22 protein-coding genes and 1 riboswitch are annotated in these 25,947 nt (G+C 73.3%); of the genes, 7 read left to right on the top strand and 15 right to left on the bottom strand.

Annotation, left to right across the window (positions count from 1 at the left end; genetic code table 11):
• Positions 1 to 2 precede the first annotated feature (2 nt).
• Complete coding sequence (gene ectA, locus ACI2LY_RS14180) at positions 3 to 521, bottom strand: diaminobutyrate acetyltransferase (protein ID WP_404707397.1); 519 nt, start codon at positions 519 to 521, stop codon at positions 3 to 5.
• Between the two features lie 305 nt (positions 522 to 826).
• Positions 827 to 1,927, bottom strand: a complete 1,101-nt coding sequence (locus ACI2LY_RS14175; protein ID WP_404707396.1) for a pyridoxal-phosphate-dependent aminotransferase family protein — start codon at positions 1,925 to 1,927, stop codon at positions 827 to 829.
• A 199-nt stretch (positions 1,928 to 2,126) separates the two neighbouring features.
• Between ACI2LY_RS14175 and ACI2LY_RS14170 the strand changes: the two genes are divergently transcribed.
• The 5 genes from ACI2LY_RS14170 (at position 2,127) to ACI2LY_RS14150 (ending at position 6,822) form a co-directional block, all read left to right on the top strand.
• Positions 2,127 to 2,966, top strand: a complete 840-nt coding sequence (locus ACI2LY_RS14170) for a basic amino acid ABC transporter substrate-binding protein (RefSeq protein ID WP_404707395.1) — start codon at positions 2,127 to 2,129, stop codon at positions 2,964 to 2,966.
• 4 nt (positions 2,967 to 2,970) lie between these two features.
• Positions 2,971 to 3,804: an amino acid ABC transporter permease gene (locus ACI2LY_RS14165; protein WP_086695322.1), complete on the top strand. Its 834-nt coding sequence runs from the start codon at positions 2,971 to 2,973 to the stop codon at positions 3,802 to 3,804.
• Positions 3,801 to 4,583 carry an amino acid ABC transporter ATP-binding protein gene (locus ACI2LY_RS14160; RefSeq protein WP_404707394.1) on the top strand — a complete coding sequence of 261 codons (783 nt, stop codon included), beginning with the start codon at positions 3,801 to 3,803 and terminating at the stop codon, positions 4,581 to 4,583. Before ACI2LY_RS14165 ends, ACI2LY_RS14160 begins: the two co-directional genes overlap by 4 nt.
• A gap of 43 nt (positions 4,584 to 4,626) precedes the next feature.
• Positions 4,627 to 5,718 (top strand): amidohydrolase family protein, encoded by a 1,092-nt coding sequence (locus ACI2LY_RS14155; RefSeq protein WP_404707393.1) that lies wholly within the window; start codon positions 4,627 to 4,629, stop codon positions 5,716 to 5,718.
• Between the two features lie 147 nt (positions 5,719 to 5,865).
• Positions 5,866 to 6,822: an SCO1860 family LAETG-anchored protein gene (locus ACI2LY_RS14150; protein WP_404707392.1), complete on the top strand. Its 957-nt coding sequence runs from the start codon at positions 5,866 to 5,868 to the stop codon at positions 6,820 to 6,822.
• 18 nt (positions 6,823 to 6,840) lie between these two features.
• Here ACI2LY_RS14150 and ACI2LY_RS14145 read toward each other — a convergent pair whose 3' ends face one another.
• A complete protein-coding gene (locus ACI2LY_RS14145) occupies positions 6,841 to 7,218 on the bottom strand; it encodes a hypothetical protein (RefSeq protein WP_404707391.1) in 378 nt (125 codons plus the stop codon).
• 95 nt (positions 7,219 to 7,313) lie between these two features.
• Between ACI2LY_RS14145 and sigJ the strand changes: the two genes are divergently transcribed.
• Positions 7,314 to 8,195 carry an RNA polymerase sigma factor SigJ gene (gene sigJ / locus ACI2LY_RS14140; protein ID WP_404707390.1) on the top strand — a complete coding sequence of 294 codons (882 nt, stop codon included), beginning with the start codon at positions 7,314 to 7,316 and terminating at the stop codon, positions 8,193 to 8,195.
• Here the strand turns inward: sigJ and cobC are convergent.
• The 5 genes from cobC to cobM all read right to left on the bottom strand — a co-directional run bounded on the left by cobC (position 8,183) and on the right by cobM (position 13,960).
• Positions 8,183 to 9,244 carry an Rv2231c family pyridoxal phosphate-dependent protein CobC gene (gene cobC / locus ACI2LY_RS14135; protein ID WP_404707389.1) on the bottom strand — a complete coding sequence of 354 codons (1,062 nt, stop codon included), beginning with the start codon at positions 9,242 to 9,244 and terminating at the stop codon, positions 8,183 to 8,185. The two genes, sigJ and cobC, sit on opposite strands and share 13 nt — an antisense overlap.
• Positions 9,234 to 10,151: a sirohydrochlorin chelatase gene (locus ACI2LY_RS14130; protein ID WP_404707388.1), complete on the bottom strand. Its 918-nt coding sequence runs from the start codon at positions 10,149 to 10,151 to the stop codon at positions 9,234 to 9,236. Before ACI2LY_RS14130 ends, cobC begins: the two co-directional genes overlap by 11 nt.
• A gap of 70 nt (positions 10,152 to 10,221) precedes the next feature.
• Positions 10,222 to 11,913 (bottom strand): precorrin-3B C(17)-methyltransferase, encoded by a 1,692-nt coding sequence (gene cobJ / locus ACI2LY_RS14125; RefSeq protein WP_404707387.1) that lies wholly within the window; start codon positions 11,911 to 11,913, stop codon positions 10,222 to 10,224.
• Positions 11,910 to 13,145 carry a precorrin-6y C5,15-methyltransferase (decarboxylating) subunit CbiE gene (gene cbiE / locus ACI2LY_RS14120; RefSeq protein WP_404707386.1) on the bottom strand — a complete coding sequence of 412 codons (1,236 nt, stop codon included), beginning with the start codon at positions 13,143 to 13,145 and terminating at the stop codon, positions 11,910 to 11,912. The genes cobJ and cbiE overlap by 4 nt, the downstream gene beginning before the upstream one ends.
• The gene (gene cobM / locus ACI2LY_RS14115) at positions 13,142 to 13,960 is read right to left on the bottom strand and encodes a precorrin-4 C(11)-methyltransferase (protein WP_393911367.1); all 819 of its coding nucleotides are present in this window, start codon (positions 13,958 to 13,960) and stop codon (positions 13,142 to 13,144) included. Before cobM ends, cbiE begins: the two co-directional genes overlap by 4 nt.
• Before the next feature lie 147 nt (positions 13,961 to 14,107).
• On the opposite strand from cobM, the gene ACI2LY_RS14110 reads away from it, so the two are divergent.
• Positions 14,108 to 14,839, top strand: a complete 732-nt coding sequence (locus tag ACI2LY_RS14110) for a ZIP family metal transporter (RefSeq protein ID WP_393911368.1) — start codon at positions 14,108 to 14,110, stop codon at positions 14,837 to 14,839.
• Positions 14,840 to 14,856: 17 nt separating this feature from the next.
• On the opposite strand, the gene cobI is transcribed toward ACI2LY_RS14110, so the two are convergent.
• The 7 genes from cobI to ACI2LY_RS14075 are packed head-to-tail and all read right to left on the bottom strand — an operon-like array spanning position 14,857 to position 25,680.
• On the bottom strand, positions 14,857 to 15,588 hold the full coding sequence (cobI, locus tag ACI2LY_RS14105; protein WP_404707385.1) for a precorrin-2 C(20)-methyltransferase: 732 nt from the start codon (positions 15,586 to 15,588) through the stop codon (positions 14,857 to 14,859).
• A complete protein-coding gene (locus tag ACI2LY_RS14100; protein ID WP_404708138.1) occupies positions 15,585 to 16,991 on the bottom strand; it encodes a cobyrinate a,c-diamide synthase in 1,407 nt (468 codons plus the stop codon). Before ACI2LY_RS14100 ends, cobI begins: the two co-directional genes overlap by 4 nt.
• Positions 16,991 to 17,590 carry a cob(I)yrinic acid a,c-diamide adenosyltransferase gene (cobO, locus tag ACI2LY_RS14095; RefSeq protein WP_030815503.1) on the bottom strand — a complete coding sequence of 200 codons (600 nt, stop codon included), beginning with the start codon at positions 17,588 to 17,590 and terminating at the stop codon, positions 16,991 to 16,993. Before cobO ends, ACI2LY_RS14100 begins: the two co-directional genes overlap by 1 nt.
• On the bottom strand, positions 17,590 to 19,590 hold the full coding sequence (locus ACI2LY_RS14090; RefSeq protein ID WP_404707384.1) for a putative cobaltochelatase: 2,001 nt from the start codon (positions 19,588 to 19,590) through the stop codon (positions 17,590 to 17,592). The genes cobO and ACI2LY_RS14090 overlap by 1 nt, the downstream gene beginning before the upstream one ends.
• Positions 19,587 to 23,237, bottom strand: coding sequence for a cobaltochelatase subunit CobN (gene cobN / locus ACI2LY_RS14085; RefSeq protein ID WP_404707383.1), 3,651 nt, complete (start codon positions 23,235 to 23,237; stop codon positions 19,587 to 19,589). The genes ACI2LY_RS14090 and cobN overlap by 4 nt, the downstream gene beginning before the upstream one ends.
• Entirely contained in the window at positions 23,234 to 24,742 is a 1,509-nt protein-coding gene (locus tag ACI2LY_RS14080; RefSeq protein WP_404707382.1) for a cobyric acid synthase, read from the bottom strand. Before ACI2LY_RS14080 ends, cobN begins: the two co-directional genes overlap by 4 nt.
• Entirely contained in the window at positions 24,739 to 25,680 is a 942-nt protein-coding gene (locus ACI2LY_RS14075) for a cobalamin biosynthesis protein (RefSeq protein ID WP_404707381.1), read from the bottom strand. The genes ACI2LY_RS14080 and ACI2LY_RS14075 overlap by 4 nt, the downstream gene beginning before the upstream one ends.
• 97 nt (positions 25,681 to 25,777) lie before the next feature.
• Positions 25,778 to 25,910, bottom strand: a riboswitch (cobalamin riboswitch).
• Between the last annotated feature and the right edge of the window lie 37 nt (positions 25,911 to 25,947).

The raw sequence follows: 25,947 nt of genomic DNA, 5'->3' as shown, positions 1-25,947 counted from the left end.
CGTCAGTGCGCCGGGACGTGGGTCAGCGGGCCTATGCGGTACAGCACTTCGGGGTCGTGCGGGCCGTCCGGGAACAGCTCCTCACCGAACAGCACCTCGCGGGTCAGTTCGGCGCCGTGGCGCTCGGCGAACGAGGTGAACAGCCGCTCGGAGGCGGTGTTGCCGGGGGTGATGGTCGTCTCCACATCCGTGACGCCCTGCTCGGCGGCGAGCCGCGCGGTCAGCCCGTCCAGCAGCGCGGCGGCGATGCCCTTGCCGCGCTGGGAGCCGTCCACGGCGACCTGCCAGACGAGCAGGGTGTGCGGGCGGTCCGGGCGGACGTAGCCGGTGACGAACCCGACGGGCTCGCCCTCGGGGCCCCGGGCCACCGCCGAGGTGGCGGCGAAGTCCCGGCACCACAGCAGATAGCTGTACGAGGAGTTCAGGTCGAGCGTTTTCGAGTCCTTGGCGAGACGCCAGAGTGCGGCGCCGTCGGTCACCGCGGGTCTGTCGATGAGCAGGTCGGCGGATGCGGAAGTCATGCGGCCTGAATTTAGCGAGGTGAATTGCGAAATGCACGGGGGCGATCTTCGTTTGGCCTGCGCGGTAGGGGTATATGTCGGCTTTGCCCTATGAAAAAAGGGGACAAAAGGCTTCCTGTGTGGAGTGTGTCACAGGATGGAAACCTGCCGGAAACCGAGGTTGTTTAGCTCTGCAAAAACAGGGCAGGAGATTATGGCAGAGCCAGATCAATTGAATTGACGGGGAATTCAGGGCGCATGTATGTGAGGCTGGAAAAGAAAACGGCCCGCGCGAATTCGCGCGGGCCGCTCGTCGGTGCCGGGGGTCAGAGCAGGATCTCGTCCACCGCCGCCGCGGCCGCCTCCAGGTCCACCGTCAGCCCCTGCCGGGCCATCGCCGCGCCCAGCGCCACGAGAGCCCGGCGCACCACCAGCGGCGTGGCGTCGGTCCCGTAGTGGTTCACCCGGATCATCTCCGTGGCCAGCGCCCCGCCACCGGCGGCCACCGGCAGCGCCGGGTCGCCCTCCAGCGCCCGCGCCACCAGCTCCGAGGCCACCGTGCCCGGCGGCACCCGCAGCGTGGTCGCCACCGGCGCCGCGTCCCGCTCCTCGCGCACATACGGCTCCAGGCCGCCACCCAGGGCGATCGCCCCGGCCCGCGTCGCCCGCGCGAGATCGCGGTGCCGGGCCATCACCGTGTCCAGGCCGTCCGCCTCGATCCGCTCGACACAGGCGTCCAGCGCCAGCATCTCCAGCTGCGCCGGGGCGTGCGGCAGCGCCTTGCGGCCGCCGTCGATCCAGCGCTCCTTCCAGTCCAGCAGGGACAGGTAGGAGCGGCGCGGCGCGTCCGGGTTGGCGGCCATCCGCTGCCAGGCCCGCTCGCTCACCGAGATCGCGGACACCCCGGCGGGCCCGCCCATCGCCTTCTGGGCGCCGATCACACACAGGTCCACGCCCCACGCGTCCGGCAGCACCGGCTCGGCGCCGACCGAGGCCACCGCGTCCAGGTAGAAGAGGGCGCCCTGCTCCCGTACCGCCTCGCCGATCTCCGCGACCGGGTTGGTGTTGCCGGTGGCCGCCTCCGCGTGCACCAGGGAGACGAAGTCGATCTCCGGGTGCTCGGCGAACGCCGCCCGGACCTGGTCCGCGGTGACCGCCGAGTCGAACGGCACCACGAGGTCGTGCACGGTCGCGCCGGAGTCGCGCAGCCAGTCGCCGAAGGTCTGGCCGTACGGGCCGGTGATCACGTTCAGCGCGACCGTGCCCGGACCGGCGGCGGCGCGGATCGCGCCCTCCAGCGGCAGCAGCGCCTCGCCCTGGGTGATCAGCACGTCCTGCCGGGTGTCCAGCAGCCGGGCCACCCGGTCCTCGATGGCGGCGAACCGCGCGGCGGTCAGCGGGGGCAGGTCGAGGAGGGGATGGGTCACGGCGGGTGCCTTCTTCGCTCACGGGGTCCACGAGGCCGGCCGTCAGCCGACGGTGACGAGGGTAACTGGCGGCCTCCGTGCCGTTTTGACCGGCGACATCTTAGGCTGGACGGCCGCGAAGCCATCAGTTTGATTTGAGAGGCCCAAACCTCTCCTTATAATCGGAACCCACAGTTCCCCCGATCGGGAGATTCCCCCCATGAAGACCCTCCTTCAGCGCCGGCCCCGTGTGCTGGCAGCCATCACCGCGGCGGCCGCGATCGCGCTCGTCGCCGGCTGCTCCTCCGGCGCCGGGGGCGGGAAGACCACCGTCAAGGGGGTCCACCTCGCCAACGGCGGAGCGCTGACCGTCTGCACCCACCTGCCCTACCCGCCGTTCCAGTCGGTGGTCGACGGCAAGGTGCAGGGCTTCGACGTCTCCCTGATCGACCTGGTCGCCAAGGACCTGGGCGTCAAGCAGAAGATCGTGGACACGCCGTTCGAGAACTTCAAGACCGGCGCCTTCCTCAACTCCGGCCAGTGCGACCTGGCCGCGGCGGGCATGACGATCACCGACGAGCGCAAGAAGAACGTCGACTTCTCCGACCCGTACTTCGAGGCCACCCAGGCCGTCCTGGTCAACAAGAAGAGCGGCATCAAGTCGCTCGCCGACCTCAAGGGCAAGAAGCTCGGCGCCCAGGCGCAGACCACCGGTGAGGACCTCGCCAAGAGCAAGGGCCTCGACCCGGTCTCCTTCCACTCCTCGGACGCGGTCCTCAACGGCCTGCGCACCGGCCAGGTCCAGGCCGTGGTCATCGACTACCCGGTGGTCCAGGGCTGGCTGAAGGACAAGGCCAACGCCTCCGCCTTCCAGGTGGTGGACAACATCAACACCGGCGAGCAGTACGGCTTCACGGTGAAGAAGGGCAACACCGCCCTGAAGGACGCCATCGACAAGGCGCTGGCCCGCGCCAAGTCCGACGGCGAGTACAAGAAGATCTACGAGAAGTGGATCGGCCCGTACGACCCGTCCGCCGCCTCCCCCTCCGCGAGCTCCTGACCCCATGGCCGACACGGACACCCGCATCCAGCCCCGTAAGAAGGGCCTGACCCGCAGGCAGCGGCGCAGGCTCTCGCGCGGCGCGCAGTACGTCGTCTTCGTCGCCGCCGTCCTCGCCTTCGCGTTCTCCGCGGACTGGGGACGGCTGAAGAACCAGTTCGCGCAACTGCCCATCGCCGAGCAGATGTTCCCGGACATCATCACGCTGGCGCTGAAGAACACCGTGCTCTACACGCTGTCCGGCTTCGTGGTCGGACTCGTGCTGGGCATCGTCGTCGCCCTGATGCGGCTGTCCTCCGTGGGGCCGTACCGCTGGCTCGCCGGGATCTACATCGAGATCTTCCGGGGCCTGCCCGCCCTGCTGATCTTCATCTTCGTCGGCGTCGGCGTCCCGCTGGCCTTCCCGGACGTGCAGTACCCGGGCGGCACCTACGGCAAGGTCGCGGTCGCCCTCGGCCTGGTCTCGGCCGCCTACATGGCCGAGACGATCCGGGCGGGCATCCAGGCGGTGCCCAAGGGACAGATGGAGGCGGCGCGTTCGCTGGGCTTCTCGCCCGCGCGGGCCATGATCTCCATCGTCATCCCGCAGGCGTTCCGGATCATCCTGCCCCCGCTCACCAACGAACTCGTCCTGCTGTTCAAGGACTCCTCGCTGGTGCTGTTCCTCGGTGTCACGCTGGAGGAGCGCGAACTGTCCAAGTTCGGCAACGACCTGGCCAGCACCACCGCCAACTCCACTCCCATCCTGGTGGCCGGCCTGTGCTATCTGCTGGTCACCATCCCGCTCGGCTTCGTCGTCCGGCGGATGGAGTCCAAGTCCCAGGAGGCGATCCGGTGAGCACCCCCGAGATCCGCGTCGAGGGGCTGCACAAGTCCTTCGGCGACAACCACGTCCTGCGCGGCATCGACCTGGAGATCGGCCAGGGCGAGGTGGTCTGCGTCATCGGGCCGTCCGGCTCCGGCAAGTCCACGCTGCTGCGCTGCGTCAACCTGCTGGAGGAACCCCAGCAGGGCACGATCGTGGTCGGCGGCACCGAGCTGACCGACCCGGACGTGGACATCGACGCCGTACGCCGCCGTATCGGCATGGTGTTCCAGCAGTTCAACCTGTTCCCGCACCTCGATGTCACCGAGAACCTCACGCTGCCCCAGCGCCGGGTGCTCGGGCGCGACAAGGCGGCGGCGGAGAAGGTCGCGGCGGAGAACCTGGCCCGGGTCGGGCTCTCCGACAAGGCGCACGCCTACCCGTCCGCCCTCTCCGGCGGCCAGCAGCAGCGCGTGGCCATCGCCCGCTCGCTCGCCATGGGCCCCGAGGTGATGCTCTTCGACGAGCCGACCTCCGCGCTCGACCCCGAGCTGGTCGGTGACGTGCTCGCGGTGATGCGAGGGCTCGCCGAGGAGGGCATGACGATGATGGTCGTCACCCATGAGATGACCTTCGCCCGCGAGGTCGCGGACCGGGTCGTCTTCATGGACGGCGGCGTCATCGTCGAGCAGGGCACCCCGGAGGAGGTCATCGGGAACCCGAAGAACGAGCGGACACGGCACTTCCTCTCCCGCGTCCTGGACCCGGCGATGGCCGAGGTCGACGACGCACCGGGCAAGACGGAGAAGTAGCCGGGGCTTCAAGGCGCGGGGACCCGTCACTAAGGTGCGGTGCATGAGCGATCACGCGGTGCTGCACGTGAAGGGGCGGGTCCTGGCCGGGCCCGACGACGTCCGCGACGAGCTGTGGGTGGTCGGCGGCCGCGTCACCTACGACCGCCCCGCCGGTGCCGATGACGTCACGACCGTGGCGGGCTGGGCGCTGCCCGGTCTGGTCGACGCCCACTGCCATGTCGGCCTCGGCGCGCATGGCCCGGTCGACGCGGACACCGCCGAGAAGCAGGCCCTCACCGACCGCGAGGCCGGTGCCCTGCTGATCCGGGACGCCGGTTCGCCCTCCGACACCCGCTGGGTCGACGACCGCGACGACCTTCCCAAGATCATCCGCGCCGGACGGCACATCGCCCGCACCCGCCGCTACATCCGGGGCTACGCCCACGAGATCGAGCCCGCCGACCTCGTCGCCTACGTCGGCCAGGAGGCGCGGCGCGGTGACGGCTGGGTCAAGCTGGTCGGCGACTGGATCGACCGGGGCGTCGGCGACCTGGCGCCCTGCTGGCCGCGCGAGGCGGTGGAGGCGGGCATCGCGGAGGCGCACCGGCTGGGCGCGCGGGTCACCGCGCACTGTTTCGCGGAGAGTTCGCTGCGCGACCTGGTCGAATCGGGCATCGACTGCATCGAGCACGCCACCGGCCTCACCCCCGAGCTGATCCCGCTGTTCGCGGAACGCGGGGTCGCCATCGTGCCGACCCTGGTCAACATCGCCACCTTCCCGGACCTGGCGGCGGGCGGCGAGAAGCGGTACCCCCACTGGTCGGCACATATGCGACGCCTCCATGAGCGGCGCTACGACACTGTGCGCGACGCCTATGACGCGGGCATCCCGGTATACGTCGGCACCGACGCGGGCGGCTCGCTGCCGCACGGGCTGGTCGCGGCCGAGGTGGCGGAACTGGTCACCGCGGGCATCCCGCCCGTCGAGGCGCTGGCCGCCACCAGCTGGGCCGCCCGCGCCTGGCTGGGCCGCCCCGGCCTGGAGGAGGGCGCCCCGGCCGACCTGGTGGTCTACGACTCCGACCCGCGCGCCGACGTACGGGTGCTCGCGGCGCCCCGCCGGGTGGTGCTGAACGGGCTGGTCGTGCAGTAGGCGGGGCGAACGGGCGTGCCCGCTTAATCGAATGCGGGGGCGGAAACCCCACGATGGAGTGAAGTAACCCAGGATCGCTGACCGTTCACCCACAGTGCGTAAGGGTTGGCGTGTCCCGAGCACGTTTCTCCTGGGGGTCCCACCGTCTTGAACAGCGACAACTTCCGCATGCCCGCACGCCGTCTCGCCGCCGTGGCGACGGCCGCCGCCCTCACCGCGGCGCCCCTGCTGCTGAGTGTGCGCCCGGCGCACGCCACCGGCGACCACGGACGCGCCTCCGCCGCCGTACTGCGCACCGGACTCGACGTGTCCCTGCTCCACCACACCGCCGACGTCCCGCTCACTCTCTCCCTCAACGAGGTCCAGGCACCGGGCGACGCCGACCGCACGGCCCTGTCGGCCCGGCTCGACGGGGTCAACGGCGGCCGCCCCTTCTCCGTGCTGCGCGCCGACGTCGCCTCGGCCAGCGCCACCGCCACCGAGGAGCGCGCCGAGGGCATGGTCCGGCTGACCGACGCTCGGCTGCACGTGCCCGGTCTGCCGCTGCTCTCCCTGATCGAGGTCGGCACGGTCACCGCCCGCGCCACCTGCGCGGCCGGAGCGGAGCCCGAGGTCGAGGCGAACGTGCTCGGCGCCGTCACCGTGCTCGGCAAGCGCACCACCCTCACCGCGGGCGGCCCCACCGAGGTACGGGTACCCGGCGTCGGCGAGGTCCGCCTCGACCTCGCCGAGCGGCGCACCACCTCCAGCACGGCCGCCGCCACCGCGCTCCGGCTCAAGGTCTCGGTCAACCCGCTCCGGCTGAACGTGGCCGAGGTGACGGGCACGGTGACGCTGGCGGAAGCGAGTTGTGAGACACCGGCGGGGGAGGAGGAGCCGACTCCCAGCGAGCCGACCGAGTCCGCCGAGGCCCCCGAGTCCGCCGCATCCGAGCCGGAGCAGTCCAGCGAGGCCCCCGCGCCCCGGGTCGCACCCCAGGGCACCCAGAGCAACCTCGCCGAGACGGGCGGCAGTTCCACCACTCCGTACATCGCGGGCGGCGCGCTGGCCTTGCTCCTGCTGGGCGGCGGAGCGGTGACGGTGGCCCGCAGGCGCCGGGGCTGACGGGGCCCGCCAGGGATCTCACCGCCGGACCAGCGCCAGCAGGCTCAGACCGAACATCAGCACGCCCAGCGGGAGATGGACCGACGGTACATGGGCGATGCCCAGCACGACCTGGACCGAGGCGAGCGCGAGGAAGCCCGAGGCGTGCCAGATGGGCCGCGTGGAGCCGCCGCCCGGCTTCCACGCCAGCACCGCCGCGAGCACGTACAGCATCGACGCCCCGTACATCACGCGGGCGCCGATGCCGTGCAGCGTCTCGCCGTAGGAGGTGGTGAGCAGCAGCCCGGCGGAGACGGCCTGGAGGAAGATGGTCAGCGTCTGGAGGGCTAGGGCGACGCGGAGGAACGTGGAGCCGTCGCGTCGCGCGTCCGTCGTGGTCGTCACCTGAGTGGCCATGTCACGGTCCCCTTTTCCGCCCGTCGGGCAGCAGCTCGATAAGGTCTCACCCGTCCGACGACGCGGGCCTGCGAAAGGTAAGGCGAGGGGGCGGCATGGGGACGGTGGAGGACCGGGCGGAACGGCGCCAACTGCTCAACGTGGCCTACCGGTTGCTCGGCTCGGTGACCGAGGCCGAGGACGCCGTGCAGGACGCGTACACGCGCTGGTACGGGCTCCCCGACGGGCGCCGGGCGGAGATCCTGTCACCCGGCGCCTGGCTGACCACGGTGACCGGCCGGATCTGCCTGGACCTGCTCGGCTCGGCGCGGGCCCGCCGCGAGCGTTACGTCGGTGCCTGGCTGCCCGAGCCGCTGCCCGACCGCGCCGAGTGGGACGGTACGGGCGACGCCGACCCCGCCGACCTGATCGTGCGGGACGAGTCGGTGGCGATGGCGTTCCTGGTCGTCCTGGAGTCGATGACACCGGCCGAGCGGGTGGCGTTCGTGCTGCACGACGTCTTCCGGTACCCGTTCGCGGAGATCGCGGAGGTGCTCGGCCGGACCCCGGCGGCCTGCAAGCAGTTGGCGGCCTCCGCCCGGCGGCGGGTGAGCGCCGCGCGGGCTCCGGCGCCGGTACGGGCCGACGTGGTGCGGCGGGTGAAGGAGGCGTGGGAGAGCAAGGACATCGCCGCTCTCGTCGGCCTCCTCGACCCGGCCGCCGTGATGACCGCCGACGGTGGCGGCATGGTCGGCACCGTCCTGCGCCCGGTCGAGGGCGGCCCGCGCATCGCCCGGTACATGGCCGCCATCGCGGACCGGGCTCCCGGCCTCGAACTCCTGGAACGCTCGGTCAACGGCCTGCCCGGCCTGGTGGCTTGCCGCGACGGCGCCGTGGTCACCGTCGCCGCCTTCGAGCTCGACGGCGACCGCGTCACCCGTATCTGGGTGATCCGCAACCCGGAGAAGCTGCGGCCGTGGGCGCCTCAGTCCTCCTGAGCCAGCACCTTGCCCAGCGCCGCCACGAAGCCCGCCATCGTCACCCGGTCCCGGACCGCCACCCGGAGCCAGTCCGGGCCCAGGCCGGGGAAGGTGTCGCCGCGGCGGACCGCGTAGCCCAGCTCGCGCAGGCGGTGCCGGACGCGCGCGGCGTCCGGTACCTCCAGGAGGACGAAGGGGGCCTCGGCGGGGCCGGTGACCTTGAGGCCGTACGGGGTCAACTCGGCCAGTCCGGCGAGGAGATGGGTGCGGTCGGCGGCCGTGCGGTGGGCCGCGTGGGCCGCCTCGGCGAGGGCGCGGGGGGCCACGCAGGCCCGGGTCGCGGCCAGGGCCGGAGTGGACACCGGCCACAGGGGCTGGGCGCGTTCCAGGGCGGTGACCGTCTCCGGGGGCGCGAGGACGTAGCCGACCCGGAGCCCGGCCAGGCCCCAGGTCTTGGTGAGGCTGCGCAGCACGACCAGACCCGGCACGTCCGTCCGCCCGGCCAGCGCCTCCCGCTCACCCGGCACCGCGTCCATGAACGCCTCGTCCACGACCAACGTCCGCCCTGGTCGGGCCAGTTGGGTGAGTACCTCGGCCGGGTGGAGCACCGAGGTGGGGTTGGTCGGGTTGCCGACGATCACCAGGTCCGCGTCCTCGGGCACCGCCGCCGGGTCCAGCCGGAAGCCGTCCCGCGCGCTCAGCAGCACCCGCTCCACCGCGTGCCCCGCGTCCCGCAGCGCCGCCTCCGGCTCGGTGAACTGCGGATGCACCACCACCGGCCGCCGCACCTCCAGCGCGCGGGCCAGCAGCACGAACGCCTCCGCCGCGCCCGCTGTCAGCAGCACCCGCTCCACCGGCAGCCCGTGCCGTTCCGCCACCGCCGCCCGCGCTGCCCGCCCGTCCGGGTAGGCCGCGAGACCGGACAGCGAGGCGGCGATCTCCTCGCGCAGCCAGCGCGGGGGCGTGTCCGCACGGACGTTGACGGCGAGGTCCACCAGGTCTGCCCCGGCGTCCCGGACCTCGGCGTCCCCGTGGTGGCGCAGATCGGGCCCGGCGTCAGTGGGCATGGCTGTGGGTGTGGCCGCCGTGGTGGTGCCCGTGCCCGTGTCCGTGGCCGTCGTCGTCCGGGTGGAAGTGCGGCTGCTGAGGCAGGCCCACCTTGTCCTCGAAGCCCGGCAGCGCGATCCGGTACACGCACGAGTCGCAGTTCATCCGCAGATCACCGGCCACCGCCTCCGCGTACCGCTCCATCACCAGGTCCAGCAGCTCCGGCTCGGGGCCGATCACGTCCGCCGACCGCACCTCCGTCTCCGGGTGCGCGGCCGCCCACTCCTCGGTCTGCCGCCGCACCCGCTCCGGCAGGATGCCGGTGAACAGGAAGTACGGCAGCACGACGATCCGCCGCGCCCCGAGCCGGGCACACCGGTCCAGGCCGCTCGGCACGTCCGGCGCCGCCAGCGACACGAAAGCCGTCTCCACCCCGGCGTAGCCGCGCCCCTCCCACAGCAGCCGGGCCGCCTTGCAGACCTCGGCGTTGGCGTCCGGGTCGGTGGAGCCGCGCCCGACCAGCAGCACGGTCACGTCCTCCCGGGCGGTGTCCCCGAGGGCTTCGTCCAGCCGCCGTTCCAGCACCCGCAGCAGGGCGGGGTGCGGGCCGAGGGGGCGGCCGTAGGTGTAGGTGACGCCCGGATGGCGCTCCTTCTCGCGGGCCAGCGCCGCCGGGATGTCGCCCTTGGCGTGCCCGGCGGACACCAGCATCAGCGGTACGGCGGCGAAGCGGCGGACGCCCCGCTCGACCAGCTCGGTGACGGCCTCGCCCAGCGGGGGCGGGGACAGCTCGATGAAGCCGCCCGCGACGGGCAGTTCGGGGTGGCGGCGGCCCAGCTCCTTCACGAAGTCCCGGAACGCCTCGGCTCCGGCCTCGTCACGGGTGCCGTGTCCGGCGATGAGCAGGGCGGGCGGCTGGGTGGTCACGGTTTCTCCTCGGGGTACGTCGGTCGGTACAAGGGGGTGTCGGGGGCGGTGGCCATGCTGGTCGCAGGGCTCACCGGGCCTCCTCGGGGGTGTGCTGCCAGCGGTAGCCGCGCGGGGTCACCATGCGCCCGGCGATGTTCCGGGTGGCGGTGTTGCCGACGGTGACCACGGTCATCATGTCGACGGTCGCCGGGTCGAGTGCGGCGAGCGTGGTCAGCCGTACGGATTCGTCCGGCCGGGAGGCGTTGCGCACCACGCCGACCGGCGTCTCCGGCTCCCGGTGCCCGGCGAGGACGGCGAGCGCCTTGGGGAGCTGCCAGTCCCGGCCGCGCGAGCGGGGGTTGTAGAAGGTCACCACGATGTCCGCCTCGGCGGCCGCGCGCACCCGGCGCTCGATGACCTCCCACGGGGTGTGCAGGTCGGAGAGGCTGATCGAGACGTGGTCGTGGCCCAGTGGCGCCCCCAGCACGGCCCCGGCCGCGAGCGCGGCGGTGACACCGGGCACGCCCACCACGTCGATGTCGTCGGACGCCTCCGCGAGCGCGGGGGAGGCCATGGCGTACACGCCCGCGTCCCCGCTGCCGATCAGCGCCACCGCGTGCCCCTGACGGGCCTCCGCGACCGCCGTACGGGCCCGCTCCTCCTCCGCGCCGAGCCCCGACTCCAGCACCCGGGTGCCGGGCCGGATCAGGTCGCGGATCTGGTCGACGTACTGGTCCAGGCCCACCAGCACCGAGGCGCGCCGCAGTTCGGCGGCCGCGCGCGGCGTCACCAGGTCGCGGGCGCCGGGCCCGATCCCGACCACCGCGAGCCGACCCCGGCCGGGACGCCGGACCACCGCACAGGTCGCCATCGCGGGCGATGCCCCCGACTTCCGCTTCGGTACGAGGAGTTCGCCGCCCCGCCTGAGCGCGGCGGCCTCCGCCACGGACGGGGTGCCGACCGCCGCGAGGGGCGCGTCGGAGGGGTTCGGCACGGACACGGCGGCCAGTTCGTCCGCCGGGTACGTCACCAGGGGCACGCCCAGCCGCTCGGCGGCGGCCACGATGCCGGGCTCCTCCGACTTGGCGTCCACCGTGGCGAGTTCGGCGACCGAGCGCACCGAGAGCCCCGCCTCGCGCAGCGCCTCCTCGATCAGCCCGAGCACCTCATCGACGGGCGCCCCCTTGGACGCGCCGACGCCGACCACGAGGGACGGTGGCCGCAACAGCACCTCCTGCGGGCCGGGTTGTACGGCCCGGTCGGTCAACCGCACCGTGTACGCGCCCTGTCCGGCGAACGGCACCGGAGGCAGCGGCCAGGCCAACTCTGCCTCCAGCGCCACCGGTTCACCGTCCAGCAGAGCCCGCGACACCGCCGCGACCGCGCCCTCGACCGGCAGCCCGAGCGTGTCCAGCCCGACCAGACCCACCGCGTCCGTCGCCGTCGTCACCACGGGCTCCGCACCCAGCAACTCGGCCACCTCGTAGGCCAGTTCATTGGCGCCGCCACCGTGCCCGCCGACCAGCGACACCGCGAACCGGCCGCCCTCGTCCACGCACACCACACCCGGATCGGCCGCCTTGTCCCCGAGCAGCGGGGCCAGCAGCCGGACCGTGGCGCCGGTGGCCAGGAAGCACACCAGCTGCTCGCACTCCGCGAACGCCGCCCGTACGGCCTCCCCGGCCGGGCCCTCGTACACCCGCGTACGGTCCGGCCAGGCCGCGGCCAGCCGGTCGCGGGCCACCGCCCCCGCCGCGGTGGCGGAAATCAGGCCGATCACTGGACTCCTCCTTCACTCCGTGCCGGGAGGCGGTCGCCCCACAGCAGGAAAACGGGGTTGCCTGCCGCCAGCCGGGTCACATCACCCGGCAGCGGTGCCAGCCGCGACGACTGCAACAGCACCCCGTCACAGCTCAGCCCGGCCCCGGTCAGCGCCGCGCGCACCGCGCCGACCCGGTCCAGCGCGGCCACGGCCACCACGACCGTCCGCCGCGCCCGCTCCGCGCAGACGCCGACCACGGCGGGCAGATCACGCCCGCCACCGCCCACGAACACCGCGTCGGGCTCGTCAAGACCGGCCAGCGCCTCCGGTGCGGTGCCGTGCACCACGCTCACATCGACGCCATGGGCGCGGGCGTTGGCCCGTACCCGCCCGGCGCCGTCCTCGGTCTTCTCCACGGCGGTCACGGCCGCGCCGAGCCGCGCGCACTCCACGGCCACCGAACCCGAACCCGCGCCCACGTCCCACACCAGGTCGCCCAGGCGCGGCCCGAGCCGGGCCAGCGCCAGCGCCCGCACCTCGAACTTGGTGATCATCGAGTCCCGGTGCGCGAACTCGCTCTCCGCGAGCGCCCATCGGGCGGGCCCGGCACCCGCCCCGGCGACCGTGCGCGGACCCTCCGCCGTACGCGCCTCGTCCAGGCACAGCACCACACTCACCGCAGGACCCCAGTCCCGCGCGGCGGCCTCGGCGGGCGTCACCCGCTCCACCCGCTCCCGCTCCGGATCACCGAGCGCGCTCACCACGACCAGCACCCGGCCGGTACCGTCCAGCCGGGCACCCAGCTCGGCCGGACCCGAGCCCGGACCGGTCAGCACGGCGACCTTCGGGCGCGCCCGGCAGACATGGACCGCCGTACGCAGGTCCCGCCCGTGCGCGCTCACCACGACCGCGTCGTCCCAGGTCAGCCCCAGCCGCGCGAAGGCACCCGCCACCGAGGACACCCCCGGCCGCACATCGAGCAGCCCGGCGCCGAAGCGTTCCGCCAGCACCCGCACGATCCCGAAGAACCCCGGATCACCCGACGCCAGCACCACCACCGGCCGCTCCCCGGCCACGCACTCCTCGATCGCGTCCAGGGCGGGCGCCAGCGGGCCGAGCACCATCCGTGCCGCGCCCTCGGGCACCGGCGCCGCGTCCAGATGACGCCGCCCGCCGACGACCAGCGCGGCCCCGGCGAGCGCGTCCGGCGGGACCGGGGTGCCGGTCCCCGCGCCGACGACCGTGATCAACTGCTCGCCCCCCGCTCACGCAGCGCCCGCCGCGCCTCCGGGTCGGCCCTGCGGAAGCCGTGGAAGTGGCCGGGGTGGTAGAGGTGCGAGCGGGTGCCGTGCGCGTCCAGCGCCGCGCCGACCAGGAACAGCGTGTGCTTCCACAGCTTGTGCTCCTTGACCGTCTCCTCCAGCGTGCCGATCGTGCACCGCACCACCAGCTCCTCCGGCCAGGTCACCTGATGGGCGACCACGACCGGGGTGGACGTCGGATAGCCGCCCTCCAGCAGCTCGTGCACCAGCTGGCCGCTGCGCGCCGCCGACAGGAACACCGCCATCGTGGTGCCGTGCCGGGCGAACTCGCGCACCTCCTCACCGGGCGGCATCGGCGTCTTGCCCCCGCCGAGCCGGGTCAGGATCACCGACTGGGCCACCTCCGGGATGGTCAGCTCCCGCCCGGCCAGCGCGGCCACCGCCGAGAACGACGACACTCCCGGCACGATCTCCGTGGCGATCCCGACCTCCGCGCACCGGTCCAGCTGCTCCTGCGTACCGCCCCACAGCGAGGGATCGCCGGAGTGCACCCGCGCGACCTTGAGCCCCTCCGCGTGGGCGCGCCGGTAGACGGCCACCACGTCCTCCAGGGACAGCGCCGCCGAGTCGAGGATCTCCGCGTCCGCGCGGGCGTGCTCCAGCACCTCGGCGCGGACCAGGCTGGCCGCCCAGATCACCACGTCCGCCTCCGCGATCGCGCGGGCCGCGCGGAACGTCAGCAGATCGGCGGCACCGGGCCCGGCACCGACGAACGTCACCTTGCCGGTGGGGGCATCGGCCATGGGAAGGGTCCTCTCCTGAGGGAAGCCCGGACGCGCGTGGTCGTGGTCCGGGTGGGGCGGTGGAAACTGGGGTGAATGTCAGGGTCTGGCGAGGTTTGCGGGCCGCTGGATGTGCGCACAGGGCCCCGCATCGGATAGCAAGGGCGTATGGCGGTCCTTGTCGCGCTCGGCGCGTTCCTGATGACGCTGGCCGGCGGCTGGACGGCACAGCGCGTGACCGACCGTCGCCACCTTGTCCTGGGCCTGGCCGGCGGCCTGATGCTGGGCGTGGTCGGCCTCGACCTGCTCCCCGAGGCGCTGGAGGCGGCCGGTCAACGGTGGTTCGGCGTTCCCGCGGCGCTCGTACTGTTCGTCGCCGGGTTCCTCCTCGCCCATCTGGTGGAACGTCTCCTCGCCGGACGCCAGGCGGCGCACGGCGCGGCCGAGCACACCCACCGGGCGCCCGAGGTGGGCCTCACCGCGGCCGCCGCGATGGTCGGACACAGCTTCATGGACGGCGTCGCGATCGGCGCCGCCTTCCAGATCGGCGGCGGCATGGGCCTGTCCGTCGCCCTCGCCGTGATCGCGCACGACTTCGCCGACGGCTTCAACACCTTCACCATCACCAGCCTCTACGGCAACGCCCGCCGCCGGGCCGTGGCCATGCTGGTGGCCGACGCCTGCGCGCCGATGCTGGGCGCGCTGTCGACGATGTTCGTGCACATCCCCGAACCGCTGCTCGGCGGCTACCTCGGCCTCTTCGGCGGCGCGCTGCTCTACCTCGCCGCCGCCGAGATCCTCCCCGAGGCCCACCACGACCACCCGGCCCGCTCCACCGTGCTGTGCACCGTCGCGGGCGCCGCCTTCATCTGGCTGGTGGTCGGCCTCTCCGGCGGCTGACCCCGCGATCGACCCCGTCACAGCTTCCCGCCCCGGCCGCCCTCGCGCCGGGGCGGCGCTATGAGCGTCGACAGATACGGCAGCGCGTCCCCGTCCAGCTCGGCGGCGGGCCGCACCGACTCCTCCGGCAGCCCCAGCGCCGACCCCCACACCGCGTCCTGAAGCCGCCCGGCCTCCCGCAGCGCCTCGGCCACCTCGGCCGCGCGCCGCCCGAACTTGTACGCCACCACGGTCCCCGGACCCGCCAGCGCCTCCTTCAGCGCCTGCGCGCCCGCCGTCACCGGCACCAGCGTCAACGGCTCGGTGCCCTCGGTCAGCACCGCGCCCGACCTCGCCGCCAGATCCTGCATCGCGGTGATACCGGGCACCGTCTCCACGACCAGCCCCGGCACCAGCTCCTTCAGCGTCTGCGCGAGGTAGGTGAAGGTCGAGTACACGTTGGGATCGCCGATGGTCGCGAACGCCACGTACGCGTGCTCCCGCAGCAGTTCGGCGACCCGCGCGCCCGCCGCGTCCCACGCGGCCTCCCGGCGCGCCCGGTCCGTCCGCTCGTTCAGCGCGAACACCACCCGGACGATCTTCTCGCCGGACACATGGTGCAGCACCGTCGCCTCGGCCCGGCCCCGCTCCATGGTGTCCATCACCGGTACGACGACCACATCGGCGGCCCGCAGCGCGTTGACGCCCTTCACGGTCACCAGTTCCGGGTCCCCGGGACCCACTCCGACCCCGACCAGCCTGCTGCTCATGACGTCCGGCACCTCTCCGTGAACCTCCGGGCCACACCGGGCTCCGACGCCCAGTGGGTATGCAGATAACTCGCGTGCACGCCCCCTTGCACGAACCCCTCCACCCGCCGAGCGGGCGCCACGACCCCCCACGCGGGCGCCTCCCCGGCCCCCGGCTCCACGACGGTCCGATGAAACTCGTGCCCCCGCATCCGCGTCCCGGCCACCGCCAGCACGCTGTCCCCGACGGCCACGGCATCCCGGTACCCGAGCGTCAGCCGCTCGCCCATCCGCGCGTCCGCGTCCAGCACCCCGCACATGGGAGTCCCGTCGAGTTCCCGGCACAGGTAGAGCAACCCGGCACACTCAGCGGCCACGGGCGCCCCGCTGAGGGCCAGCTCCGCGATCTCCTTGCGCAGCGCGTCATTGGCCCCCAGCTCACTCGCGTAGACCTCGGGGAACCCCCCACCAACGACGAGCCCCCGAGTCCCCTCGGGCAACCGCTCGTCCCGCAGAGGGTCAAAGGTGACGACGTCGGCCCCGGCGGCATCGAGCAACTCGGCGTGCTCGGCATAGGAGAAGCTGAACGCGGGCCCACCGGCGAGGGCAACGACGGGCCGTTGACGTACAGCGTCGTTGTCGTCGCCCGGCCTCTCAGCCAACCGAGACGGGCGGTCGTGGGTGGGCAAAGAAAGAGCCTCAGCCGCAGACCACCCGCCACCCGACAACGCCCCCGCACCACGCGCCAGCGCCATCAGCGCATCCAGATCACACCCGGCAGCAACCTGCGCCCCCATCGCCGCCACCGCAGCCACAGCGTCAGCGCCCCGCTCAGCGACAGGCACCAACCCCAGATGCCGAGACGGCGTAGCCACCCGCGAGGCCCGCCGCAGCGCGCCAAGCACAGGCACCCCCGCCTCATCAAGAGCCTCCCGCAGCAGCGCCTCATGCCGAGACGACCCCACCTTGTTGAGGATCACACCCCCGATCCGCACCCCGGTGTCCCAGGACGCGAACCCATGCACCAAGGCAGCCACCGACCGAGACTGCGACGACGCGTCCACGACCAACACCACCAGCGCCCGCAGCAACTTGGCGACCTGTGCCGTGGACGCCAGCTCCCCCTGCCCCGCGGCCCCGTCGTACAGCCCCATCACCCCCTCGACGACAGCGAGATCGCACCCCCGAGCCCCATGCGCGAACAGCGGAGCGACCAGCTCGGTCCCGCACAGGTACGCGTCGAGATTCCGCCCCACCCGCCCGGTGGCCAGCGCGTGATACCCGGGATCGATGTAGTCCGGCCCCACCTTGTGCGGAGACACGGCAAGCCCCCGCGCGGCGAACGCGGCCATCAGCCCCGTGGCGACGGTGGTCTTCCCGCTGCCCGACGAGGGCGCGGCGATGACCAGCCGGGGAACGGACATCACCACTCGATGCCCCTCTGCCCCTTCTGCCCGGCGTCCATGGGGTGCTTCACCTTGGACATGTCGGTCACCAGATCCGCGAACTCCACCAGCGGAGCTGGCGCGTTGCGCCCGGTGATCACCACATGCTGATTCCCCGGCCGGGCCCGCAGCACCGAGACGACCTCCTCCGTGTCCACCCACCCCCAGTGCATCGGGTAGGCGAACTCGTCCAGCACGTAGAGCCGGTACGTCTCGGCGGCCAGGTCCCGCTTGACCTGCGCCCACCCCTCCCGCGCCTTCTCCTCGTTGTCGAGCTGGGCGTCCCGCTGCACCCAGGACCAGCCCTCGCCCATCTTGTGCCAGTCGACGGACCCGCCCTCGCCGGAGGCACCGAGCACCCGCAGCGCGTTCTCCTCGCCGACCTTCCACTTCGCCGACTTGACGAACTGGAACACCCCGATCGGCCACCCCTGGTTCCAGGCCCGCAGCGCCAGCCCGAACGCGGCCGTCGACTTGCCCTTCCCGATCCCGGTGTGCACGACCACCAGCGGACGATTGCGCCGCTGCCGTGTCGTCAACCCGTCGTCCGGCACCACACTCGGCTGTCCCTGCGGCACTACGCGGCCCTCCTCGAAGTCGTCCCCCGCACATCCCTGACCAGCCCGGCGATGGCGTCCGCCCGCAGCTCGTCCAGCGTCACCGCCGTACCCCCCAGCTCCTCCGCGAGCCGCCCCGCGAGCCCCAGCCGTACCGGCCCCGACTCGCAGTCCACGACCACCGAGGCCACCGACTCCGCGCCGAACAGCCGCGCCGCCCGCCCCGCCAGCGCCACCGGCTCCGGACCACCGGTCGCCCGGCCGTCCGTCACCACCACCAGCAGCGCCCGCCGGGACGGGTCCCGCAGCCGCTCCACCCGCAGCACGTCGTGCGCCTTCAGCAGCCCCGCCGCCAGCGGCGTACGGCCGCCCGTCGGCAGCGACTCCAGCCGAGCCGCCGCCGCGTCCACCGACGAGGTCGGCGGCAGCGCCACCTCGGCGGCCGTACCCCGGAAGGTCACCAGACCGACCTTGTCCCGCCGCTGGTAGGCGTCGAGCAGCAGCGACAGCACGGCACCCTTCACCGCGCTCATCCGCTGCCGCGCGGCCATCGAACCGGAGGCGTCCACCACGAACAGCACGAGGTTCCCCTCGCGCCCCTCCCGCGCCGCCTGCCGCAGATCGTCCCGGCGCAGCACCAGCCCCGGCCCCGACCGGCCCCGCGCCCGCTGATGCGGAGCCGCGGCCCGTACGGTGGCCGCCAGATGCAGCTTGGTCAGCGCCCCGCGCGGCCGCAGCGCGCCGGTGGTCCGCCCGCGCTCGGTCCGCGCCCGCGAACGCCGCCCGGCCGCACCCGCCCCGACACCGGGCACGGTCAACGCCTTGGTGCGGAACGGCTCCGCGGCCCGCGCGGGCGCCTGCTCACCCGCACCCCCGGCGGACGGCTGCGGCTCCCCGCCCTCCCCGGCCTCGGGCTGCGCACCGGCGTCCCCGCCTTGCGGACCCTCCTCGGGCGACGGCTGCCCGCCCCCACCAGGCCCGTCCGGGCCGGGGTCGGGATCGTCGTCGTCCCCGGCCGACTCCTCCAGCGTCTGGTCGAGCTTGTCCTCGTCCAGCCCCGGCGCGTCGAAGGGGTTGCGCCGCCGTCGGTGCGGCAGCGCCAGCAGCGCGGCCTGCCGCACGTCCTCGGCGAGCACATCGCTCCGCCCGTCCCACGCGGCCAGCGCGGTCGCGGTACGCGCCATCACGATGTCGGCGCGCATACCGTCCACCTCGAACGCCGCGCAGGTCGCCGCGATCTGCTTCAGCGCCCCGTCGCCCAGCCGCACCTTGGGCAGCAACTCCCGTGCCGCGACGATGCGTTGCCGTACCGCGCTCTCCTCGTCCGCCCAGCGCGCCGCGAACCCGGCCGGATCGTCGTCGTACGCCAGCCTGCGCCGCACGACCTCCACCCGCTGATCCGGCTCCCGCGAGGCCGCGACCTCGACCGTCAGCCCGAACCGGTCGAGCAACTGCGGCCGCAGCTCGCCCTCTTCGGGGTTCATCGTCCCGACGAGCAGGAACCGCGCGGCATGCCGTACGGAGACCCCCTCGCGCTCGACGTACGAGGCGCCCATTGCCGCCGCGTCCAGCAGCACGTCCACCAAGTGGTCGTGCAGCAGGTTCACTTCGTCGACGTAGAGGATGCCCCGGTTGGCGGCGGCCAGCAGTCCGGGTTCGAACGCCTTGACCCCCTCCGCGAGCGCCCGCTCGATGTCGAGGGCGCCGACCAGCCGGTCCTCGGACGCGCCGACCGGCAGCTCGACCATCCGCGCGTCCCGCGCCTCGGCCGCCGCCACCGTGTGCGGCCCGTCCGGGCAGGTCGGGTCGGGCGAGGCCGGGTCACAGGAGAACCGGCATCCGGCGACCACCTCGACCTCGGGCAGCAGCGCCGCCAGCGCCCGCACGGCGGTGCTCTTGGCGGTGCCCTTCTCGCCCCGCACGAGCACCCCGCCGATGTTCGGCGCGACGGCGTTGAGCAGCAGGGCCAGTTGCAGATCCTGCTGCCCGACCACCGCGGTGAACGGGAATCGCGTGCTCACTCGTCTCCCTCCAGCTCTCCCTCGAGTTCCAGATACGTCGCCCGGAGCCGCTCCAAGGTCTCCTGGTCCGGCTCCGCCCACAGCCCCCGGTCCGCCGCCTCCAGCAGGCGCTCGGTGATGCCGCGCAGGGCCCACGGGTTGGACTTCTTCATGAAGTCCTGGTTCTCCGGGTCGAAGACGTACTCGGCCGACAACTTCTCGTACATCCAGTCGTCCACCACGCCCGCCGTGGCGTCGTACCCGAAGAGGTAGTCCACGGTCGCCGCCATCTCGAAGGCGCCCTTGTAGCCGTGCCTTCTCATCGCGCTCATCCAGCGGGGGTTGACCACGCGGGCGCGGAAGACGCGGTGGGTCTCCTCGCCGAGGGTGCGGGTCTTGACCTGGTCGGGGACGGCCGAGTCGCCCACGTACGCCTCGGGGCTGGTGCCGGTCAGGTGGCGGACCATCGCCACCATGCCTCCGTGATACTGGAAGTAGTCGTCGGCGTCCGCGATGTCATGCTCCCTGGTGTCGACGTTCTTCGCCGCCACCGCGATCCGCTTGAACGCCGTCTCCATGTCCCCCCGCGCCGCGCGCCCGTCGAGCCCGCGCCCGTAGGCGTAGCCGCCCCAGACCGCGTACACCTCGGCGAGGTCCGCGTCGGAGCGCCAGTTGCGGGCGTCGATCAGGGGGAGCAGGCCCGCGCCGTAGGCGCCCGGCTTGGAGCCGAAGACGCGGGCCGTGGCGCGGCGGCGGTCGCCGTGCTCGGCGGTGTCCTCCTCGACGTGGGCGCGGACGTAGTTGGACTCGCCGGGCTCGTCCAGCTCGGCCACCGCGCGCACCGCGTCGTCGATCAGGCCGACCACGTGCGGGAACGCGTCCCGAAAGAAGCCGGAGATCCGGACGGTGACGTCGATGCGCGGGCGCCCCAGCTCGGCGAGCGGCACGATCTCGAAGCCGGTGACCCGCCGCGAGGCGTCGTCCCACACCGGGCGGCAGCCCAGCAGCGCGAGGATCTCCGCGATGTCGTCGCCCTGGGTGCGCATGGCGGAGGTGCCCCACACGGTGAGGCCCACCGACTTCGGGTACTCCCCGGTGTCGGCGAGATACCGCTGCACCAGCGAGTCCGCGAGCGACTGCCCGACCTCCCAACTCAGTCGGGACGGGATCGCCTTGGGGTCGACGGAGTAGAAGTTGCGCCCGGTCGGCAGCACGTTGACCAGACCCCGCGTGGGCGACCCGGAGGGCCCCGCCGGGACGTAACCGCCGTTCAGCGCGTGGAGGATGTGCCCGATCTCGTCGGTGGTCCGGGCGAGCCGGGGCACGACCTCCGTGCAGGCGAACTCCAACACCGCTGTGGCGTCCGCCAGTTCGAAGCCGAGTACCTCGTCCAGTACCGCCGGTACGGCCGCCCGGTCCCAGTCCCGCGCCTCCATGCTCTCGGCGATGCCCCGGCACAGCTTCTCCAGCAGGTCGATCGCGTCGGCGCCGGTGCGTGCCGGGCCCTCGGCCAGGTCGGTCAGCTCCACCGGCACCTTCACCGGGGCGCCCGGCTCGGCCAGCAACTCCTTCTCAACCAGCCCGAAATGCTCGGCCAGCGCGGCCCGCAGCCCCGGCAGGGCGTTGGCCTGGCCGCCCCACACCTGGGAGGCGCGCAGCACGGCGAGGACGAGGTTGACGCGGGCCTCGCCCTCGGGGCCGCCGCCCAGGATGTGCAGTCCGTCGCGGATCTGCACGTCCTTGATCTCGCAGAGATAGCCGTCGATGTGCATGACGAACGAGTCGAAGTCGTCGTCCTCCGGCTGCTCGTCCACATGCAGGTCGTGGTGCAGCTCGGCGGCCTTGACCAGGGTCCAGATCTGGGCGCGTACGGCCGGGGCCTTGGTCGGGTCCAGGTCGGAGACGAGCGCGTACTCGTCCAGCAGCTGTTCCAGCTTGGCGAGGTCGCCGTAGGTGTCGGCGCGGGCCATCGGCGGCACCAGGTGGTCGACGACCGTGGCGTGCCCGCGTCGCTTGGCCTGGGTGCCCTCGCCGGGGTCGTTGACGATGAACGGGTAGATCAGCGGGAGTTCACCGAGGACGGCGTCGGGGGCGCAGCCACGCGAGAGGCCGAGGCCCTTGCCCGGCAGCCACTCCATCGTGCCGTGCTTGCCCATGTGGACGACCGCGTCGGCGCCGAAGCTGTTCTCCAGCCAGCGGTAGGCGGCCAGGTAGTGGTGCGAGGGCGGCATGTCGGGGTCGTGGTAGATGGCGATGGGGTTCTCGCCGAAGCCGCGCGGCGGCTGGATCATCACGACGACGTTCCCGAACTGGAGCGAGGCGAGCACGATGTCGTCGCCGTCCACGTACAGGTTGCCCGGCGGCTCGCCCCACGCCTCCAGCATGGCGTCCCGCAGCTCGGGGTCGAGGGTGTCGAACCAGGCCCGGTAGTCCGCGAGCGGCACCCGGGCGGGCGCGGCGGCGAGCTGCTCCTCGGTCAGCCACTCCACGTCGTGACCGCCTGCCGCGATCAGCCGGTGGATCAACTCGTCGCCCTCGGACGGGTATTCGCTCACCCCGTACCCGGCGCCGCGCAGCGCGTCCAGCACCCGGACCGCCGAGGCGGGGGTGTCCAGGCCGACGGCGTTGCCGACGCGGGAGTGCTTGGTCGGGTAGGCGGTGAAGACCAGCGCGATCCGCTTCTCCGCGTTCGGCTTGTGCCGAAGTACCGCGTGCCGTACGGCGATCCCGGCGACCCGTGCCGCGCGCTCGGGGTCGGCGACGTAGACCGGGACCTCGTCCGGGCCAGGCTCCTTGAAGGAGAAGGGCACGGTGATGAGGCGGCCGTCGAACTCCGGGATGGCGACCTGCATCGCGGCGTCCATGGGGGACAGGGCCGCGTCCGAGGCGTCCCAGGCGGCCCGCGTGGAGGTGAGACAAAGGCCCTGCAGTACGGGCACGTTCAGGTCCGCGAGGGCGCCGATGTCCCACGCCTCCTCGTCGCCGCCCGCCGAGGCTGCCGAGGCGTGCGCACCACCGGCCGCGAGGACGGTGGCGACCAGGGCGTCGGCCCGGCCCAGCAGCTCGTACAGCCCGGCGTCCGCGTCGCGCAGCGAACCGCAGTACACCGGAAGGGCGTTGGCGCCGCGTTCCTCGATGGCCGCGCAGAGGGTGTCCACGAAGGCGGTGTTGCCGCTGAGTTCATGGGCCCGGTAGAAGAGCACGCCCACGGTGGGTCGGCCGGGCCGCTGCTCGTAGGTGCCGTGGAGCCCGAACTCCGGCATCCGGTGCGGCTCTTCGAAGCCCTCGCCGGTCAGCAGGACGGTGTCGGAGAGGAACCGGGACAGCTCCAGCAGGTTCGCCGGGCCGCCCTCGACCAGATAGCGCAGCGCCTCCGCGACGACCCCGGCCGGGGCGGTCGACTCGGCCATCAGCTCGGCGTCCGGCACGCTCTCGCCGCCCAGTAGCACCGTCGGCACCCCGGACGCCTTCAGCGCGGCGAGCCCGTCCTCCCAGGCCCGCTTGCCGCCCAGCAGCCGGACGACCGCGAGGTCCGCGCCGTCCAGGAGGGCGGGCAGGTCGGCGGCCGCGTCGACGCGGGACGGGTTGCCGATCCGGTAGTCGGCGCCGCTGGCGCGGGCGGCCAGCAGATCCGTGTCGGCGGTCGACAGCAACAACACTGTGGTCATGCGGGCGCTCCCGGTGGAATGAAGGGCAGTCCTGCGGGCGCGCCCGACTCGATGAGCCGCCAGAGCGCGTCCGTGTCCGCGTGGTGTTCGATCAGGTCGCCGAGCAGGTCGAGCTGCTCCTCGCGCAGCGCGGCGAAGGACGTGTCGGGGGCCGGGACGAAGCGGCGCCCGGAGGCGGCGGCGACCTCGCGCAGGAAGGCGCGCCGGAAGCCGTCCGACTCCAGCGAGCCGTGCCAGTGGGTGCCCCAGACCTGGCCGGTGCGGCAGCCGTCCAGGAAGGCGTCCCCGCCCAGCACCTCGGCGACCCCGTGATGGATCTCGTACCCCTCGACGGGCTCACCGAGGGCTTCCCCGACGGGCCGGGCGAGGGTCTTCTCGGGGTGGAACCGCACCCGCACCGGGAGCAGTCCGAGCCCCGGCACGCTTCCGGCGCGTGACTCGACGTCGTCCTCGATGTGCTTGCCGAGCAGCTGGAAGCCGCCGCAGATCCCGAGCACCGGACGCCCCTCGGCGGCCCGGCGCACCAACGCGTCCGCGAGGCCCCGCTCGCGCAGCCACTCGAGCGCCCGTACGGTGCCGCGCGTGCCCGGCACCACCACGAGGTCGGCGTCGGCCAGTTCCTCGGGCCGGTCCACGAAGCGGACGACCACGCCGGGTTCGGCGGCGAGGGCGTCCACGTCGGTGAAGTTGGACATCAGCGGGACGGCGCACACGGCGACCCGCAGCACGTCCTCGCCGTGCGGGGGAGCGACGGCCGACTCCCGTACGGTCCCGCGCAGGGAGACCCTGAGTCCGTCCTCCTCGTCGATGCCGAGCCCGTGCCGGAACGGCAGCACCCCGTAGGTGTGCCGTCCGGTGAGGCCGCGCAGCATGTCCAGGCCCGGTTCCAGCAGCGAGACATCGCCGCGGAACTTGTTGACCAGGAACCCGGCGATCAGCGCCTGGTCCTCGGGGGAGAGCAGGGCGACGGTGCCGAAGAAGGAGGCGAACACCCCGCCCCGGTCGATGTCGCCGACGACGAGCACGGGCAGCCCGGCGCCCCGCGCGACGCCCATGTTGACGATGTCGGTGCGCCGAAGGTTGATCTCGGCGGGCGAACCCGCGCCCTCACAGATCACCGCGTCATACGTGCCCCGCAACTCCTCCAAGCACTCCAACACCGTTCCCAGCAAAGCCTGTTGACGCCCGCCGTGATAGCCGCGCGCACTCAGCTCGCCCACCGGCCTGCCCAGCAGCACCACTTGGCTGCTGCGCTCGCCACCGGGCTTGAGCAGTACGGGATTCATCAGCGCGGTCGGCTCGGTGCGGCACGCCTGCGCCTGCATGGCCTGCGCCCGCCCGATCTCCGCGCCCTCCCGGGTCACGAAGGAGTTGAGGGACATGTTCTGCCCCTTGAACGGCGCCACCTTGACGCCCTGCCGGACCAGCCACCGGCAGATCCCGGCCGTCACGACGCTCTTGCCCGCGTCGGACGTCGTCCCCGCGACCAGCAGACCACCGCTCACCTGCCCCGCCCCCTTCCGATGAGGCGCGCGGCGACGGTGACGCCGAGCGCGAGCATGCCGACCCGGCGGGAGAGCCGTACGGCCCGCCCGATGTCGGCGACCTGCACCGGCCGCCCGGTGCCGTTGAGTACCGGCCGGTGCTCGACCCGGCCGCCGTAGGAGAGGGTGCCGCCCAGCCGGACGCCGAGCGCGCCCGCGAACGAGGCTTCCACCGGGCCCGCGTTGGGGCTCGGATGCCGATGCGCGTCCGCCCGCCAGGCCCGTACCGCCCCGCGCGGGTCGTCCCCGGCGAGCACGGCCAGTACGGCGGTCAGCCGGGCGCCCGGCCAGCCCGCCACGTCGTCCAGCCGGGCGGAGGCCCAGCCGAAGCGGCGCAGCCGGGGCGACTTGTGCCCGACCATCGCGTCCAGCGTGTTCACGGCCCGGAAGCCGAGCAGCCCCGGCACTCCGGCGAGCGCGCCCCACACCAGGGCGCCCACCACGGCGTCGGAGGTGTTCTCCGCGACCGACTCCACGACGGCGCGCGCGATCGCGTCGGCGTCCAGCGCCTGCGGGTCGCGGCCGCACAGATGCGGCAGCCGGGCCCGCGCGGCCGTCAGGTCGCCGCGCTCCAGGGCGCGGCCGACGGTGGACGCCTCGCGGGCGAGCGACGTACCGCCGACGACGGCCCAGGTGGCGGCGGCCGTCAGCGCGGCGGAGCCGGTGAAGGAGGGGCGTACGGCGCGTGCGGCCACGGCTCCGAGCGCGGTGGCGCCTCCGGCGCACACCAGGGTGTGCAGCGTGCCCCAGCCGCGGTGGTCGTGCCACAGCGCGCGCTCCACGCGCCCGGCGGCCCGCCCGAAGGCGGCGACGGGGTGCATGCGGTGGGGATCGCCCAGGAGGAGATCACCGAGGAGTCCGGCGGCGGCACCGTACGCGTACGAGCGATCGGCGCCCATCGGCTAGCTCGCCGTGGGCGTGCCGGTGTTCCTGGTGCGGGTTCTCGGGCGACGGCCGGGCATCACGGTAGTCCTCACTCAGGGTGTCCACGCCCTGGTTCGACGAGACCGGCGACGAGAGTTCCTGGCTCCCGGGGACTTCTCCCCGGTGACAGTGGCGGGACCGCGCCGGATTCGCACCGGCTTCCTCTGCTGTCGCCGTACATGGCCCGCGAAGTCCACCACGTGCCCGGAAGGGCCGTCAACCTGCCTGTGACCTGCGGGAGA

Origin of the sequence: Streptomyces sp. NPDC002176 (assembly GCF_044903645.1) — a bacterium.
Lineage (GTDB): Bacteria > Actinomycetota > Actinomycetes > Streptomycetales > Streptomycetaceae > Streptomyces.
The sequence above is the reverse complement of the archived record's forward strand: the minus strand, read 5'-3'. Positions and strand labels throughout refer to the sequence as shown.

Bases quoted from the DNA above. Each gene is read 5' to 3' on its own strand.
- ectA (WP_404707397.1), bottom strand. From the start codon at position 521: ATGACTTCCGCATCCGCCGACCTGCTCATCGACAGACCCGCGGTGACC.
- ACI2LY_RS14170 (WP_404707395.1), top strand. From the start codon at position 2,127: ATGAAGACCCTCCTTCAGCGCCGGCCCCGTGTGCTGGCAGCCATCACC.
- ACI2LY_RS14165 (WP_086695322.1), top strand. From the start codon at position 2,971: ATGGCCGACACGGACACCCGCATCCAGCCCCGTAAGAAGGGCCTGACC.
- ACI2LY_RS14155 (WP_404707393.1), top strand. From the start codon at position 4,627: ATGAGCGATCACGCGGTGCTGCACGTGAAGGGGCGGGTCCTGGCCGGG.
- ACI2LY_RS14145 (WP_404707391.1), bottom strand. From the start codon at position 7,218: ATGGCCACTCAGGTGACGACCACGACGGACGCGCGACGCGACGGCTCC.
- sigJ (WP_404707390.1), top strand. From the start codon at position 7,314: ATGGGGACGGTGGAGGACCGGGCGGAACGGCGCCAACTGCTCAACGTG.
- cobC (WP_404707389.1), bottom strand. From the start codon at position 9,244: ATGCCCACTGACGCCGGGCCCGATCTGCGCCACCACGGGGACGCCGAG.
- cobM (WP_393911367.1), bottom strand. From the start codon at position 13,960: ATGGCCGATGCCCCCACCGGCAAGGTGACGTTCGTCGGTGCCGGGCCC.
- ACI2LY_RS14110 (WP_393911368.1), top strand. From the start codon at position 14,108: ATGGCGGTCCTTGTCGCGCTCGGCGCGTTCCTGATGACGCTGGCCGGC.
- cobI (WP_404707385.1), bottom strand. From the start codon at position 15,588: ATGAGCAGCAGGCTGGTCGGGGTCGGAGTGGGTCCCGGGGACCCGGAA.
- ACI2LY_RS14100 (WP_404708138.1), bottom strand. From the start codon at position 16,991: ATGTCCGTTCCCCGGCTGGTCATCGCCGCGCCCTCGTCGGGCAGCGGG.
- cobN (WP_404707383.1), bottom strand. From the start codon at position 23,237: ATGACCACAGTGTTGTTGCTGTCGACCGCCGACACGGATCTGCTGGCC.
- ACI2LY_RS14075 (WP_404707381.1), bottom strand. From the start codon at position 25,680: ATGGGCGCCGATCGCTCGTACGCGTACGGTGCCGCCGCCGGACTCCTC.